Source organism: Delftia acidovorans NBRC 14950 (genome assembly GCF_001598795.1).
GTDB lineage: Bacteria > Pseudomonadota > Gammaproteobacteria > Burkholderiales > Burkholderiaceae_C > Comamonas > Comamonas acidovorans.
In genome coordinates, this window is the sequence record NZ_BCZP01000003.1 from 143789 (window position 1) to 158834 (window position 15046).

The following is a 15046-nucleotide window of genomic DNA, read 5'->3' on the forward strand; positions in this document are numbered from 1 at the left end:
GTGCGTCGGCGGCTTTGCCACCCGTCTCAGATCAGTTCCCGCAGGGTCACGCCCGAAGGCACGGCCGCAGTGTCGATGTGCACACGGTAGTCAGCAAAGCGCCGGGGAGCGCCCGCATCGGCCGGCTGTGCGGACTCCACCTTGACGGCGTCAAACAGCACATGCGCAGGCGCGTTGCCCATGGCGCTTTCATGTTCGAAGACGATGAGTTTGCGCGCCGCCATCTCGCCGCGTGCAGCGGAGCGGTCATGTTCGAACATGTTGATCAGCGCGCGCCAGAACAGGTCCAGGTCCTCGTTGGAAAACCCGGTGCGCTCGGCCAGCTTGGCCGAGATGAAGCCATGGGCACGGTACAGGCCGTAGGGAATGATGTGCTTGCGGCCCATGGTGCGGTTGTCGCCGCTCTGGGCTTCGGCCTCTTTTTCCGTGGTGACGGCCATGCGCGTGATGGAGATTTCCAGCGGCACCACGGGGTCGATGGAGGTGGCGAAGGCCATCTGTATGGGTCCGCGCACCTGACCGGCATTGACGCCCGTGGTCATGACAGCGCCGAAGGTGCGGATGTCGAAGAAGTTGGCGCACATCCAGGCCGTGATCTCGCGGGCCTTGGCTTCGTCCTTGGGCAGTTTCTTGTCTTCGGGCTTGATGCCGATGGCCTCGTAGGCCTTGCGATGCTGGTGGTTCAGGATGGCCTTTTCCTGCATGTAGATCGCATGGCCCGGTGCATCGTCCTTGTCCAGGCTCACGAAGTTGCGGATCTTGCGCTTGAGGCAGACATCGGTGACCAGGCCTCGATTGGTCTCGGGGTCCAGGCGAGGCAGGTTGCCGGCATCGGGATCGCCATTGGGATTGCCATTGGTGATGTCGAACAGGTAGACGAATTCGTAGCGGTGGGCGATGGCGGTCATGCGGAGGCTTCCTCGGAGGTGTCTTCTGTGGAATCGTTGCCGTCGTCGTTGGCAACCGATTTGCTGAAGCGGCTTTGCGACTGGTGGTAGTAGCCGATGGCGAAACGGCCCTGGTCTTCGATGCGCAGGCTGCGCGGGAAGCTGTCGGTGAGGCCTTCGACAATCTCGCCGATGTCCTTTTCCAGGTTCACGGCAGCGCCCGGCCTGTCCTTGCGCAGCCGCCCCAGATGGTTTTGCGCATTGCGCAGCAGCATGGGAAATACCGATGCCGGCGTGGCCGAGGCGGCGCCGTAGTAGCGGTCGCGGATGGTCGCGTTGACCTGCCCGCCCAACGCCTGGCGCTGGGCACTTTCCAGCACGGCGAAAAGGCGGCCCAGCCGGTAGGCCGCGTTGGTGGATTCCTTGTCCAGACTCACGGGGATCTCCTCCTTGTCACTGTTGATTCCGAGGCGGCGCTCACGCGCCAGAATGCCTTTGCAGATACCCACGCGCAGCCCCGACAGATGGCCGTCGCTGCGCATGCGCATCAGCACGTTGGCCAGCAGGCTGCGTGGATAGGGGCGGCCGGTGAGCACGGCGCGCATGAACTCGCCTACGAGATTGCTCATGGCGTCGTCCATCTTGGGCGCGCTGCCCTCACGGTGCGGTGCCGTGGCCAAGACCACGCGATAGGCCGACGGGGCCGTCTTCCAAGGCTGTGGCTCCAGCGCGAAGTCATGGGCATGCTCCGCCAGGCGGCGCGCAAACAGGCCCAGCGTGCCAACCTCCCAGAAACGGATGGAGATGCGCGAGGCATTGGGCGCCAGGCCCAGCACGTACATGCGCGTGTCTTCCTCAAGCCTGGGGTCGATGTCGCTGAGCGGCCGGCCTTTCTGCACCTTTTCCAGTTCGATGCGGATGCGCGCGGCCTCCTGGTCGTCCGAGGGACGGTCATCGAGCAGGTCGGCCAGCAGCGACTCGGCCCGTACGGCCTGTTCGGCCTCCTGGCCATCTGCAGCCTCGGCCCAGAAGACGATGCTGGTATCACCGATCTGCAGGCGCTGGCGGTTATGCTCGCCGCGCCGCAGCAGGTGGTTGAGCACGGTGGTGTAGGCAAAGGCGGCCTGCTCCGAGACAGGTGCGTTGTCGCCCTGACTTTTGCCGTAGGAAGTGAATGACTCCTGGTTGAAGGAGACGATGGAGGCGCCAGAGCTCTGCGCACCGCTGACGCCCTTGATGACCGGGTGCAGGCGCGCCACGGGCAGACTTTCGCCGCTCACAAGGCAGGTCGCCACCGATTCCTGACCGCTTTGTCCACCGTCGTCGCTGTCCAGAAGCCGGGCACGCAGGGCCTGAGCGGCCGGGCGTTCGTGCAGATAGGCCTTTTCGCCATCCATGCGGAACACCATGTTGGCATCGAGCATGTCCGGGGTGAAATGGGGCGCTTCGAATTGCTGCGGCGTCCAGGCATCGAGAAAGCCCAGCAAGGCCTTCAGGCCCGCGTCCTGCGTGCCGGCCAGATGCTCGCGGTGCAAGGCCTTGAAGGCTTCATGCTCCTTGTCCGCGCGCTTGCTGGTGGCGCTCACGCCCAGCACATAGCTGGTCTTGTCCCAGAGGAAGTTGGACTTGATGCCCACCGTCCTTTTCTCAGGCTGGGGCACGTTCATCACGCACGGCAGCGGCTTCTTGCCCGTGGTGTCTCGGATGTCGTTGACCTGCACCACATGGCCATCGGCGGCCAGCAGGATCTCGTAGCTGATCTTCTCGGGGCTGTAGCCAAAGGGCGCCAGGCCCTCCTCGCGGCGTTCCAGCAGCCGTTGGTAGTAGGTGGCAAGCGCCTGCAGGATCATGACTTGAGCTCCTCGCTGTGCCAGGGCGGCACGGCGATCACGCCACCGGACATGCTGGCGCGGAAAAAGCGCGGGGCCATGCCGTTGGCAAAGTCGATGTCGTGCAGCATCCAGCCCAGGTCCCGCTCGGGCAGCAGGCTTTCGTGCGGCGTGGGCAATGCCTCGCCGTCTTCGAGCAGGCCGAAGTCCGCCGGAAACTCGCGCACGCCCAGGCAGGGCATTTGAAAGCACTGGCCCTTGCGCGCTCGGCGGTTGAAGATGTCCAGGTGCTTGCCCACCGAGTCCTCGGCGCCTGCCTTGGGCGTGAGCTCGAAATGCGCCTCGATCACATAGGCCACGTCGCGCAGCACCGTAGCTGCGCGCTGCTGACGATCCTGGTCCACATGCGTGACCAAGCCTTCCGTGGAGCCGGCCTTCATCGCCTTGGACACACTGGCCGGAGAGATCTTGCTGCCGACCTCGTTGCGCCGTATCGATTCAAAGCGGATCGGCTTCAGAACGTGGATGCGGTCTACGCTCCAACGTATAGCCGGCTTCCAGTGGATGGCCTCCAGAATGCCGCGCGCGGCCGAAGGCGTGATGACGTCGTAGCTGACACGCTCACCTTTCATCTCGGGTCTGGTGAAGCAGGCGCGCTCACCCCAGACCTTCAGTTTCACTCCAAATCCCATGCCCTCTCCTCTCCTTCAGCGGCAAGACACCGTTGCCTGCGCTACCAGCACAAATGCTCGGTCTGGATCAGCGCGGGCTCATCCCAATGGATGCCATGGCGCGGGTCGTACAAGCCCTCGTGCGCCAGCACCATGAATTGATCACCCCATTTGCTCTCGGCCACCGGCACCACGGCCCCGGCCTTGCGCAGCGCATCAAAGCCTTGTCGCGGCAGTTGCACCAGATAGGGCTGCAGGCTGCGTGCCAGGCCCACGCTGCCTTGCGCATGCTCCAACGCCCGCAGCGCGTCCCTGGCCTTGTCGTCATACGGCACGATCACCGGCATCTGCACGCTGTCGATAAGCCGGAACTTCGCCGCCAGGGTTTCCATCGGCAGGCTGTCGAAGCGGCTTGCCGTCAGTTGCCCCAGCAGATCCGGCACATCCAGGGCCTGCGAGCCCTTTTGCCAGTACAGCAGCGAGAAGTAGCGCTTGATCGCCTCGGGGGCCAGAGGCTGCGCCTCGAACTGCCTGAGCACTTCTCGCGCCTTCTCCGCGTACTGCTTGAGTTCAGGTGGCGGCGCCCAATCCGGATTGCCCGGCAGAAACACCAGCACCTCGCTGGCATCCCTGGCGCGCCGCCCCTCCCGGTTGCAGCGGCCAGCGGCCTGGGCGATGGAGTCCAGGCCCGCCTCGGCACGCAGCACGGAGGGAAAGTCCACATCGACGCCGGCCTCGATCAGGCTCGTCGATACCAGCCGGCAGGGTTTGCCTTCCTTGAGCATCTGCCGCACTTCGGCCAGCACCTCGCTGCGGTGCCTTGCGCACATCAGCGTGGTCAGATGGCGTGCGCCGGGCAGATCGGCCATGGCCTGGTAGACGGCCCGCGCATGGCGGCGGTTGTTGACGATGCACAGCACCTGTTCGCGCGAGCGCATGTGTCCGGCCAGCGCCTCGTCGTCCAGCACGCCCAGGTGCCGCACGCGCACGCGCTCCAGTTGCTTGAACAGCCGGTCCGGGTCGGGCGCCAGTTCCCTCACTTCGTTCAGGCCGCCCTCGAAATCTGGCGCCAAAAGTGCAGGCTGGGTCGCGGTGCACAGCACCACGCTCGCGCGGTAGTTGCGCGCCAGTTCGTCGATGGCCGCCACGCAGGGCCGCAGCAGCTTGAGAGGCATGGTCTGGGCCTCGTCCAGCACGACCACGCTGCCCGCGATGCGGTGCAGCTTGCGGCATTGCGATGGCCGGGCGGCAAACAGGCTTTCGAAGAACTGCACGGCCGTGGTGACGATGATGGGCGCGTCCCAGTTCTCCATGGCCAGCTGCAGCTTCTTCTGCGCCTGGTATTTTTCGGGGTCGTCGCGCGGCGGCTCGGTCTGCACGAAAGCGCTGTGGTGCTCCAGCACGGCGGCGTCGCCCAGCGGGCCCAGGGCTCTGCGAAATACGGCGGCGTTCTGCTCGACGATGCTGGTGAATGGAATCACGAAGATCACGCGACGCAGGCCATGGCGTATGGCGTGGTCCAGTGCGAAGGCCAGCGAGGCCAGCGTCTTGCCCCCACCCGTGGGCACCGTCAAGGAAAACAGCCCAGGCGACAGTTCCGCCCGCGCACGCACATGCTGCAGGATGCCTGAGCGAATGGGGTTGACGTCACCCCCCGTTGGCAAACCTGCCAGGAAGTGGTCGAGCTGCTCGCGCAAGGCCTGCAGGCTGGGGGCCGGCTCACCCGCGCTGCGATGATCGGGACGGCTTTCCGTCTTCAGATAAAAGCGCTCCGTATCGAGAAAATCGGCATCGACCAGGCATGAAAACATCATGCGTGTGAAAAATGCCAACTGGAAATTCTTGCGTTTGCCGTCACAAGGCTTGAGATCGACCATTGGCAGCTTGGCGGGCAATGCGATGTCGCGCTTCCACGAGGGATCGAGTTGCGGCAATTCATAAGCATCATCGAGCCGATGACGCAATGTGGATTTTTCCCCCTGCCCATCGCCATTGGCCAAGCCTGCGTGATGCCCTGCAATGCCGTAGGCCAACAAATGGCCTATGCCGGGATAGTACTTGGCTGCAATGCGTGCACCCCAGGTGGAGTGGTCCACACGAAGAGCATCGCCTTGCAGACGCAACTGGTAGGGCCCGGTGTACTTGCCCAGATCATGCAGCCAGCCCTGTATCTCAGCCAGCTCACCGGCACCGAAGGCCTGTGCGAACTGTCGAGCCAATGTGCCCACACCCTTCAGGTGATCCGGCAGGGATTGCCAATCGGCCTTTGAAACATTGGCTGTGGAATGCGCAAAGAAGTCACCCATAAGACAATTCAGATTCTTCCGTCTATTTCTCGGCAAAACAGGAATAGTCCTAAGAAAAAACACCGCAGGCACCAAAGCGCCTGCGGTGTTTATTTGACCAGTCCAAGGCTGGACCGACTATAGGGGAAATATCCGCCTACAGAGCGCATTCCTGATCAGGAATCAGCGGATTTCAACGCGCCGTCGTATCGCTGCTGGCCGCCACGATGGGGATATAGAACTCCCCGCCCGCGCGGTTGAATTCCTCGGCCTTGGCCTGCATTCCGGCGGCAATGCCTTCCTGCTCGGCCACGCCCTTGGCAGCGGCGAATTCGCGCACTTCCTGGGTGATCTTCATGGAGCAGAACTTGGGGCCGCACATGGAGCAGAAGTGCGCCACCTTGGCGCTGTCCTTGGGCAGGGTTTCGTCGTGGTAGGCCTGGGCGGTGTCGGGGTCCAGGCCCAGGTTGAACTGGTCCTGCCAGCGGAAGTCGAAGCGGGCCTGGCTCAGCGCGTCGTCGCGGGCGCGGGCGCCGGGGTGGCCCTTGGCGACGTCGGCGGCGTGGGCAGCAATCTTGTACGCGATGATGCCCTGCTTGACGTCGTCGCGGTCGGGCAGGCCCAGGTGTTCCTTGGGCGTGACGTAGCACAGCATGGCGGTGCCGAACCAGCCGATCATGGCCGCGCCGATGGCGCTGGCGATGTGGTCGTAGCCGGGGGCGATGTCGATGGTCAGCGGGCCCAGGGTGTAGAACGGCGCCTCGTGGCAGTGCTTGAGCTGCTCGGTCATGTTGGCCTGGATCATGTGCATGGGCACGTGGCCGGGGCCTTCGATCATGGTCTGCACGTCGTGCTTCCAGGCCAGCTGGGTCAGCTCGCCCAGGGTCTGCAGTTCGGCGAACTGGGCTTCGTCATTGGCGTCCGAGGCGCTGCCGGGGCGCAGGCCGTCGCCCAGCGAGAAGCTGACGTCGTACTGCTTCATGATGTCGCAGATGTCCTCGAAGTGCTCGTACAGGAAGCTCTCGCGGTGGTGGGCCATGCACCACTTGGCCATGATGGAGCCGCCGCGCGAGACGATGCCCGTGCGGCGCTGGGCCGTGAGGTGGATGTAGGCCAGGCGCACGCCTGCGTGGATGGTGAAGTAGTCCACGCCCTGCTCGGCCTGCTCGATCAGGGTGTCGCGGAAGATGGGCCAGGTCAGGTCCTCGGCGATGCCGCCCACTTTCTCCAGCGCCTGGTAGATGGGCACGGTGCCGATGGGCACGGGCGAGTTGCGGATGATCCAGTCGCGCGTGGTGTGGATGTTCTTGCCCGTGGACAGGTCCATCACGTTGTCCGCGCCCCAGCGGATGGCCCAGACCAGCTTCTCGACCTCTTCCTCGATGCTGGAAGTGACGGCCGAGTTGCCGATGTTGGCGTTGATCTTGACCTTGAAGTTGCGCCCGATGGCCATGGGCTCGATCTCGGGGTGGTTGATGTTGGCCGGGATGATGGCGCGGCCGCGCGCCACTTCGTCGCGCACGAATTCGGGCGTGATGATCTTGGGGATGGCAGCGCCCAGGCCGTTGCCGGCCAGGCGTGCCTCGCGCGCGGCGTCCTGCTGGTACTCGGCCATCCATTCGCGGCGGCCGTTCTCGCGCAGGGCCACGTACTCCATCTCGGGGGTGATGATGCCCTTGCGCGCGTAGTGCATCTGGGTGACGTTTCCGCCGCTTTTCGCGCGGCGCGGCTGGCGCTGCAGCGATGCGGCCTCGGCCCGCAGGCGGGCCACGCGCTCGTCTTCCTCGCCGCGCTTGCCGCCATCATCGAGGGCCTGGCGCAGGCGGCCGGCGTAGTACTCGCTGTCGCCGCGCGACTCGATCCAGGCATTGCGCACGCCGGGCAGGCCGCTGCGCACGTCGATGGCCACGGCCGGGTCGGTGTAGGGGCCCGAGGTGTCATAGACGCTGACCTGCTCGCCATTGGTCAGCTGGATATCGCGCACGGGCACGCTCAGGCCGGCATGCAGGCTGCCTTGCAGATAGCTCTTGGTGGAGGCCGGGAACGGCTTGCGCGACTGCGCCAGCAAGTCGGAAAAACGCTGTGCGTCTGGAGCTTCGCCGGCTGCGGGGGTGAAGATGGAATCGGGAGCGTTCATGTCGGGTTCCTTGCGTTCAAAGCGTCGATCAACAACGCTCCGGGAACCGGACACTCCTTGGGCTGTGCCAAAGGCCGCGCACCGGTCTATGCCAGTGTGGGCCTGCCAGGGCCGTATGGCCTTGGCCCCTGGTTGCCACGCACGCCAAGGCGCACGAGCAGCCTTGGTTGGCAAGGGTCGATGTGCTTCGGATGGTGGCCTGCCTGGCCGTTGCGGCCCTGCGTGTATCCGCCGTGGCGGACTTCCATCCTCTGACTTCGGCCCCGCTTCAGGGTCCCGCTCTTCTTCCGCCGGTATCAACCGGATCAAGTTCGTCGGGTTCGCCGCCTGGTCCATGCAGCGCATGGACCGGTTGGCATCTCAGTGCATCAGCACACCCCGGAGCAGAGCGCAGTATAGGGGATGGCAAGGCGCCCTTGCCCTGCGGGTTTGCCCAGGGGCCTGAAAGCCCTGCTCAGTCGAAGCCGCGCATCTGCGCCCATTCGGCCACCGGTGCGCGCGTGGCACGCCAGCCGTTGATGGGGGCATCCTTGTCCTCATAACCCAGCGCAATGCCGAAGGCCACGTGGTAGCCCTCGGGCAGCGCCAGCGCCTGGGTCACGGCGTCGTTGTAGCGGCGCCAGAAGCCCTGGGCGCAGGTGGCCAGGCCATTGGCGCAGGCCAGCAGCATGAAGGACTGCAGGTAGATGCCCAGGTCCACCCATTGCGGCAGGCCCATGCGCTCGTCCACCGCCACGATCAGGCCCACGGGCGCGCCGAAGAACTGGCCGTTGCGCGCCAGCTGCTCCAGGCGCGCGGGCTTGTCGTCGCGCGGAATGCCCAGCGACTGGTACAGCTCTTCGCCATTGGCAAAGCGCCGGCTGCGGTAGGGCTCCCAAAGGTTGGGCGGGTAGGACAGACCGGGCTGGGCGTCCTGGGGCTCGGCTTCGGCAACGGCGGTCAGCAGCTGCTGCAGCGGCTCGCCCGTCAGCGCCAGCACGCGCCAGGGCTGCAGGTTGCCGCCCGAGGCCGCTTGTGCCGACTGTTCCATCAGGGAGCGCACCAGGGCCGCATCGGGCGACTGGGGCAGGAAGGCGCGCACGGAGCGGCGCGCATGCAAGGCCTGTTCAACGTTCATGCTGGTCGGAGTCTCCGGTCTTCTTGGGGGATCTTGGGGATCTTTGGTGATCTTGTGCAGGCCTACTTGCCCATGATCTGGTCGATCTTGTCCTTCTGGAACGCCTGCGGGCGCTCGGACTCACAGGGCACGCAGTCGCCCACCTTGCTGCCGGCCGAGAGCTTGGCAATGGCCTCCCACAGCAGCGCGATCTGCTGCTCGTGCGCGGCCGCGCCGTCGCTCAGGCCGCGCATGGCCTGGGCCACGGGGTCCATTTCCTGGGTGATGCCGTAGGCCGTGAACGGCTGGGGCGCGGCAGAGGCCGGGACCTTGATGGACTCGGCCTTGGCAGATGCCAGGTCGTGCTCGGTCACATCGGCGCTGTGGCCGTTCTTGCTGGCGATGATGCGCGCCGGAATGCCCACGGCCGTGGCGCCTGCGGGCACGGGCTTGATGACCACGGCATTGCTGCCGATCTTGGCGCCGTCGCCCACCTCGAAGCCGCCCAGCACCTTGGCGCCCGCGCTGACCACCACGTCGCGGCCCAGCGTGGGATGGCGCTTGGCGCCCTTGTACAGCGAGGTGCCGCCCAGGGTCACGCCGTGGTAGATGGTGCAGCCGTCGCCGACCACGGCCGTCTCGCCGATGACGACGCCCATGCCGTGGTCGATGAAGACGCGTTCGCCGATGACGGCGCCGGGGTGGATCTCGATGCCGGTGAGCCAGCGGCCGATGTGCGAGATGAAACGCCCCAGCCACTTGAGGCCGTGGTTCCAGCACCAGTGCGCCGGGCGCTGCAACCAGATCGCATGCAGACCCGGATAACAGGTGATGACCTCCCAGGTGCTGCGTGCCGCAGGGTCGCGGTCGAGGATGCACTGGATATCGGAGCGCAGGCGGTCAAGCATCTAGGGGCTGGTTATTGTTGACAAGACCGCTCAGTCTAGCGTTTCGGTGGGGTGCTCTGCAGCATGGCCTTCGCAACACCGCGCAGGATGTGGATTTCCTCGGCGGTCAGTTGCGAGCGGTTGAAAAGCTGGTTGAGGCGCGGCATCAGCTTCTTGGGCGCAGCCGGATCGAGAAAGCCGATATGGGCCAGCGCCTGCTCCCAATGGCCCAGCATGCCGGCCACCTGGGCCGCGTCGGCGCGCTGCGGCGCCGGCGTGTGCTCCACCACGGGAAAGCCGCCCAGCGCCTGGCGCCATTCGTAGGCCACCACCTGGATGGCCGCCCCCAGGTTCAGCGAGCCGAACTGCGGATTGGACGGAATCGACAGCGCCACATCGCTGCGGTAGACATCGTCGTTGCTCATGCCGAAGCGCTCGCAGCCGAACAGGAAGGCCACGCCCGACTGGTTGCAGCGCGGCGCGGGAGCCGGTGCGGACACGGATGCATCGGTGGGCGGCGCGGCCTCATCGGGCGCAGCCAGCACATCCAGCGCCCCGCTGAGCAGCAGCTCGAAATGCTGGCGCGGCGTGCGCGTGGGCGGACCGAAGTCGCGCGGCGTCATGGCCGTGGCGCACAGGTGGCTGATGCCGTCCAGCGCCTCCTCCAGCGTCTCGACCACGCGCGCATTGCCCAGCACGTCCAGCGCGCCGCTGGCCCGCTGGATGGTCTCTTCCTTGCGCAGCACGTTGGGCCAGCGCGGGCGCACCAGCACCAGGTCGTCAAAGCCCATGGTCTTCAGGGCGCGGGCGGCGGCGCCCACATTGCCGGCGTGGCTGGTTTCTATCAGTACGAATCGGGTTTTCATGGCATCGCTGGCCTGCCGGCGCCGGCAGAGCCCCCAAGACGGGACAGGTTGCGCAGCACAAAACGGACAAGGCGGGTAAAATTGCGCGCTATTGTCGCCGCCCCGCATCGCCGGACGCGGCTTTTTCCGTTCTTACCCGCGTCAAACAGCCTGCTTTTGCCAGAGAGGACCGTCCTCTCCTTGCACAGCCGCTGCTCCGCCTACGCCTCACAATCTATGTCGACCAACCTGCATCCCATGCTCAACGTGGCCATCAAGGCCGCACGCGCCGCCGGCGCCATCATCAACCGCGCGGCTCTTGACGTGGAATCCGTGCGTGTCGCACAAAAGCAGGTCAACGACTTTGTGACCGAGGTGGACAAGGCGGCCGAGCAGGCCATCATCGAAACCTTGCTGGGCGCCTACCCGGGCCACGGCATCCTGGCCGAGGAATCGGGCAACGAGTTCGGCGCCAAGAACTCCGACTACGTCTGGATCATCGATCCGCTGGACGGCACCACCAACTTCATCCACGGCTTCCCCGTGTACTGCGTGAGCATTGCCCTGTCCTTCAAGGGCAAGGTGGAGCACGCCGTGGTGTACGACCCCTCGCGCAACGACCTGTTCACGGCCACGCGCGGCCGCGGTGCCTACCTGAATGACCGCCGCATCCGCGTGTCCAAGCGCATCCAGCTCAAGGACAGTCTGATCTCCACCGGCTTCCCCTTCCGCCGTGGCGACAACTTCAAGCAATACATGAACATGCTGGGCGACGTGATGCAGGAAACCGCAGGCGTGCGCCGCCCCGGCGCCGCCGCGCTGGACCTGGCCTACGTGGCAGCCGGCTTTGCCGACGGCTTCTTTGAAAGCGGCCTGCAGATCTGGGACGTGGCCGCCGGCAGCCTGCTGGTGACCGAGGCCGGTGGCCTGGTCGGCAACTTCACGGGCGAGGCGGATTTCCTGGAGCAGAAGGAATGCCTGGCGGGCAATCCGCGCATCTATGGTGCGCTGGTCGGCATCGTTGGCAAGTACAGCAAGTTTGCTTCGGCTGGTGAGAAGGCTGGTGTGCGGCAGGCGCTGTCTGATTCTGGAGAGGCGGCTCCCGTCGCTGATGCTGAAACTGCTGAGTCTGAGCAGCAGCCTGAGGCCTGATTTCGGCTTCTCCTGTCTCTCTCTTTAAAACAGCTCCTTCAAGGGGCTGTTTTTCATTGGGCCTTTGGATTTGGGACGGGGCGCTTGTTTTTGTCCCTGCCGGGGGGGTGTTTTTCGAGGCCGGGTCTCGGCCCGGCGGCCGACCTACCTTTCTTTGATTCGTCAAAGAAACGTAGGCCAAAGAAAGACGACCCGAATGTCCACGTCCCTTCGCTTCGCTGCGGGCAACCTGCGCCGGGCCGCCTGCGGGGTTCGCCGTGAAACTCACTTCGCGCTGCGCGCTACGTTCAAACAATCACGGCGAGTCAGATCACGAGGCAGTCCTGTCCTTCGGCAGGACTGCAACCCCGCAGGCGGCCCGACGCAGGCGTGGGCATACGGGAGGGGTGAGAGGGGGCCACGGTCAGGGGCAGCATGCTGCCCACTGCACGTTTGCCGCCTCTTTTACCTCGCGCGTGCGTTGATCACGGCCTCGGCCACGTTGCGCGGTGCTTCGGCGTAGTGCTTGAACTCCATGGAGTAGGTGGCACGGCCTTGCGTTTGCGAGCGCAGGGAGGTGGCGTAGCCGAACATTTCGGACAGGGGCACTTCGGCCTTGATGGACTTGCCGCCGCCGGCCATGTCGTCCATGCCCTGCACCATGCCGCGCCGCGAGGACAGGTCGCCCATGACGGTGCCGGCGTAGTCCTCAGGCGTCTCGACTTCCACGGCCATCATGGGCTCCAGGATGACGGGGCTGGCCTTTCTCGCCGCTTCCTTGAAGCCGAAGATGGCCGCCATCTTGAACGCCATTTCGTTGGAGTCCACGTCGTGGTACGAGCCGAAGGTCAGGGTGACCTTCACGTCCACCACGGGGTAGCCGGCCAGCACGCCGCTGGTCAATGCCTCGACCACGCCCTTTTCCACCGCAGGGATGTACTCGCGCGGCACCACGCCGCCCTTGATGGCGTCGACAAACTCGAAGCCCTTGCCGGGTTCCTGCGGCTCCACCGTGAAGACCACGTGGCCGTACTGGCCCTTGCCGCCGGACTGGCGCACGAACTTGCCGTCCACATCGGTGACTTTCTTGCGGATGGTCTCGCGGTAGGCCACCTGGGGCTTGCCCACGTTGGCTTCCACGTTGAACTCGCGCTTCATGCGGTCCACGATGATTTCCAGGTGCAGCTCGCCCATGCCGGCGATGATGGTCTGGCCCGATTCTTCGTCGGTACGCACGCGGAAGGACGGGTCTTCGGCGGCCAGGCGCGACAGGGCGATACCCATCTTTTCCTGGTCGGCCTTGGACTTGGGCTCCACGGCCTGGGCGATGACGGGCTCGGGGAAGACCATCTTCTCCAGCACGATGGGCGCGGACGGGTCGCACAGGGTCTCGCCCGTGGTCACGTCCTTCAGGCCCACGCAGGCGGCAATGTCGCCGGCGTGGATTTCATCGACCTCCAGGCGTTCATTGGCATGCATCTGCACGATGCGGCCGATGCGCTCCTTCTTGTCCTTGACGGAGTTGAGTACGCTGTCGCCCTTGTTGAGCACGCCCGAGTAGACGCGCACAAAGGTGAGCTGGCCCACGAAGGGGTCGGTCATCAGCTTGAAGGCCAGGGCAGAGAACTTCTCGCTGTCATCGGCATGGCGCACGATGATGGAGCCGTCTTCCGCATGGCCCTCCACGGGCGGCACTTCCAGCGGGGAAGGCATGAGCTCGACCACGGCGTCCAGCAGGCGCTGCACACCCTTGTTCTTGAAGGCCGAGCCGCACAGCATGGGCTGGATCTCGCCCGCAATGGTGCGCAGGCGCAGGCCGCGCAGGATGTCGGCCTCGGGCAGGTCGCCCTCTTCCAGGTAGCGGTTCATCAGGTCTTCGCTGGCCTCGGCAGCCGCCTCCACCATGGACTCGCGCCACTTTTTGGCGTCTGCCACCATGGCTGCGGGAATCTCCTGGTACTCGAACTTCATGCCCTGCGTGGCCTCGTCCCAGATGATGGCCTTCATCTTGAGCAGGTCCACCACGCCGGTGAACTGCTGCTCTGCGCCAATGGGCAGCACGATGGGCACGGGGTTGGCCTTGAGGCGGTCGATCATCATCTGCCGCACGCGCAGAAAATCCGCGCCCGTGCGGTCCATCTTGTTGACGAAGGCCAGGCGCGGCACCTTGTACTTGTTGGCCTGGCGCCAGACTGTCTCGGACTGCGGCTGCACGCCGCCCACGGCGTCATAGACCATGACGGCGCCGTCGAGCACGCGCATGGAACGCTCCACCTCGATGGTGAAGTCCACGTGGCCCGGGGTGTCGATGATGTTGATGCGGTGCTGGTCAAAGCGGCCGTCCATGCCCTTCCAGAAGCAGGTGGTCGCCGCCGAGGTGATGGTGATGCCGCGCTCCTGCTCCTGCTCCATCCAGTCCATGATGGCGGCGCCCTCGTGCACCTCGCCCAGCTTGTGGCTCACCCCGGTGTAGAACAGGATGCGCTCGGTCGTGGTCGTCTTGCCGGCATCGATGTGCGCGGAGATACCAATGTTGCGATAGCGTTCTATGGGGGTATGGCGGGCCATGAAAGGACTCCTGGGTGCTGATAAGCGTTGATGCGTGGATCTGCCGTGGGCTGGGATTCTCGCGGGGGTTGAATGAGGGTTGATGACAATTGGAATGTACGAAGACAATCGTACTATCTTCCGCAACTTCTTGCAGAACGATTCATGTTTTCACCACGCCATGCCCCTGTCTGCCAGATAACTGCCCGCGCCACGCCGCATCAGCGACGTGCGGCATTGCTTCCATGGCACAGTGGCGCCCCATCGACAGGATTGCGACTTGCGCAAGAAGGAACGCCACCAGCGTTCTTCCACAGGGCGCAGCGCGTTGCTGCAACCTGTTTGCACAAGTCCTGAGGACGATTCATGCTTGCCAACCACCCCGACCGCGAACAGATACGCCTGGAAAACCTGCTCAACGCCCTGGGCAACCCCCTGCGCCTGGCCGTGGTGCGCGCGCTGGCCGCAGGCCATGAGCGCGCCTGCGGCTCGCTGCTGCAGGGCCAGTCCAAATCCACCATGACCCACCACTGGCGCGTGCTGCGCGACAGCGGCGTGATCTGGCAGCGCCCCGATGGCCGCGAAAACCTGCTTTCCCTGCGCCGCGAAGACCTGGATGCGCGCTTTCCCGGCCTGCTGGATGCGCTGCTGCAGGCCCTGGCCGAAGACCCGCTCACCGAACAGGCCACGGCGACCCACCTCAAACCCTGCCCCTGAAGCCAGGCCCCTGC

General features: G+C 65.1%; 11 protein-coding genes and 1 riboswitch. Of the genes, 2 read left to right on the plus strand and 9 right to left on the minus strand.

The features are described 5' to 3' along the window. Positions 1-26 precede the first annotated feature (26 nt). The 8 genes from cas7c to DA1_RS05130 form a co-directional block, all read right to left on the minus strand. Positions 27-908 carry a type I-C CRISPR-associated protein Cas7/Csd2 gene (cas7c, locus tag DA1_RS05095; RefSeq protein ID WP_034391368.1) on the minus strand — a complete coding sequence of 294 codons (882 nt, stop codon included), beginning with the start codon at positions 906-908 and terminating at the stop codon, positions 27-29. Continuing rightward, positions 905-2737, minus strand: a complete 1833-nt coding sequence (gene cas8c / locus DA1_RS05100) for a type I-C CRISPR-associated protein Cas8c/Csd1 (protein WP_034391367.1) — start codon at positions 2735-2737, stop codon at positions 905-907. Before cas8c ends, cas7c begins: the two co-directional genes overlap by 4 nt. Then, positions 2734-3408 carry a type I-C CRISPR-associated protein Cas5c gene (gene cas5c / locus DA1_RS05105; protein WP_034391366.1) on the minus strand — a complete coding sequence of 225 codons (675 nt, stop codon included), beginning with the start codon at positions 3406-3408 and terminating at the stop codon, positions 2734-2736. The genes cas8c and cas5c overlap by 4 nt, the downstream gene beginning before the upstream one ends. Before the next feature lie 41 nt (positions 3409-3449). Continuing rightward, positions 3450-5693: a CRISPR-associated helicase/endonuclease Cas3 gene (locus tag DA1_RS05110; protein ID WP_034391365.1), complete on the minus strand. Its 2244-nt coding sequence runs from the start codon at positions 5691-5693 to the stop codon at positions 3450-3452. 172 nt (positions 5694-5865) lie between these two features. Continuing rightward, entirely contained in the window at positions 5866-7809 is a 1944-nt protein-coding gene (gene thiC, locus DA1_RS05115; protein WP_034368871.1) for a phosphomethylpyrimidine synthase ThiC, read from the minus strand. A gap of 265 nt (positions 7810-8074) precedes the next feature. Continuing rightward, positions 8075-8200, minus strand: a riboswitch (TPP riboswitch). A gap of 63 nt (positions 8201-8263) precedes the next feature. After that, a complete protein-coding gene (locus tag DA1_RS05120) occupies positions 8264-8926 on the minus strand; it encodes a nitroreductase (protein WP_012204232.1) in 663 nt (220 codons plus the stop codon). 62 nt (positions 8927-8988) lie between these two features. Next, entirely contained in the window at positions 8989-9813 is an 825-nt protein-coding gene (gene cysE / locus DA1_RS05125; RefSeq protein WP_013803521.1) for a serine O-acetyltransferase, read from the minus strand. A gap of 35 nt (positions 9814-9848) precedes the next feature. Next, a complete protein-coding gene (locus DA1_RS05130) occupies positions 9849-10658 on the minus strand; it encodes an RNA methyltransferase (RefSeq protein ID WP_034391364.1) in 810 nt (269 codons plus the stop codon). A 216-nt stretch (positions 10659-10874) separates the two neighbouring features. On the opposite strand from DA1_RS05130, the gene DA1_RS05135 reads away from it, so the two are divergent. Then, positions 10875-11789, plus strand: a complete 915-nt coding sequence (locus tag DA1_RS05135) for an inositol monophosphatase family protein (RefSeq protein ID WP_016449664.1) — start codon at positions 10875-10877, stop codon at positions 11787-11789. A gap of 444 nt (positions 11790-12233) precedes the next feature. Here the strand turns inward: DA1_RS05135 and fusA are convergent, their stop codons facing one another. Beyond that, positions 12234-14336, minus strand: a complete 2103-nt coding sequence (gene fusA / locus DA1_RS05140; RefSeq protein WP_013803524.1) for an elongation factor G — start codon at positions 14334-14336, stop codon at positions 12234-12236. A 345-nt stretch (positions 14337-14681) separates the two neighbouring features. Here fusA and DA1_RS05145 point away from each other — a divergent pair, with 345 nt between their 5' ends. Continuing rightward, entirely contained in the window at positions 14682-15032 is a 351-nt protein-coding gene (locus DA1_RS05145; protein WP_034391362.1) for an ArsR/SmtB family transcription factor, read from the plus strand. Positions 15033-15046: the final 14 nt, after the last annotated feature.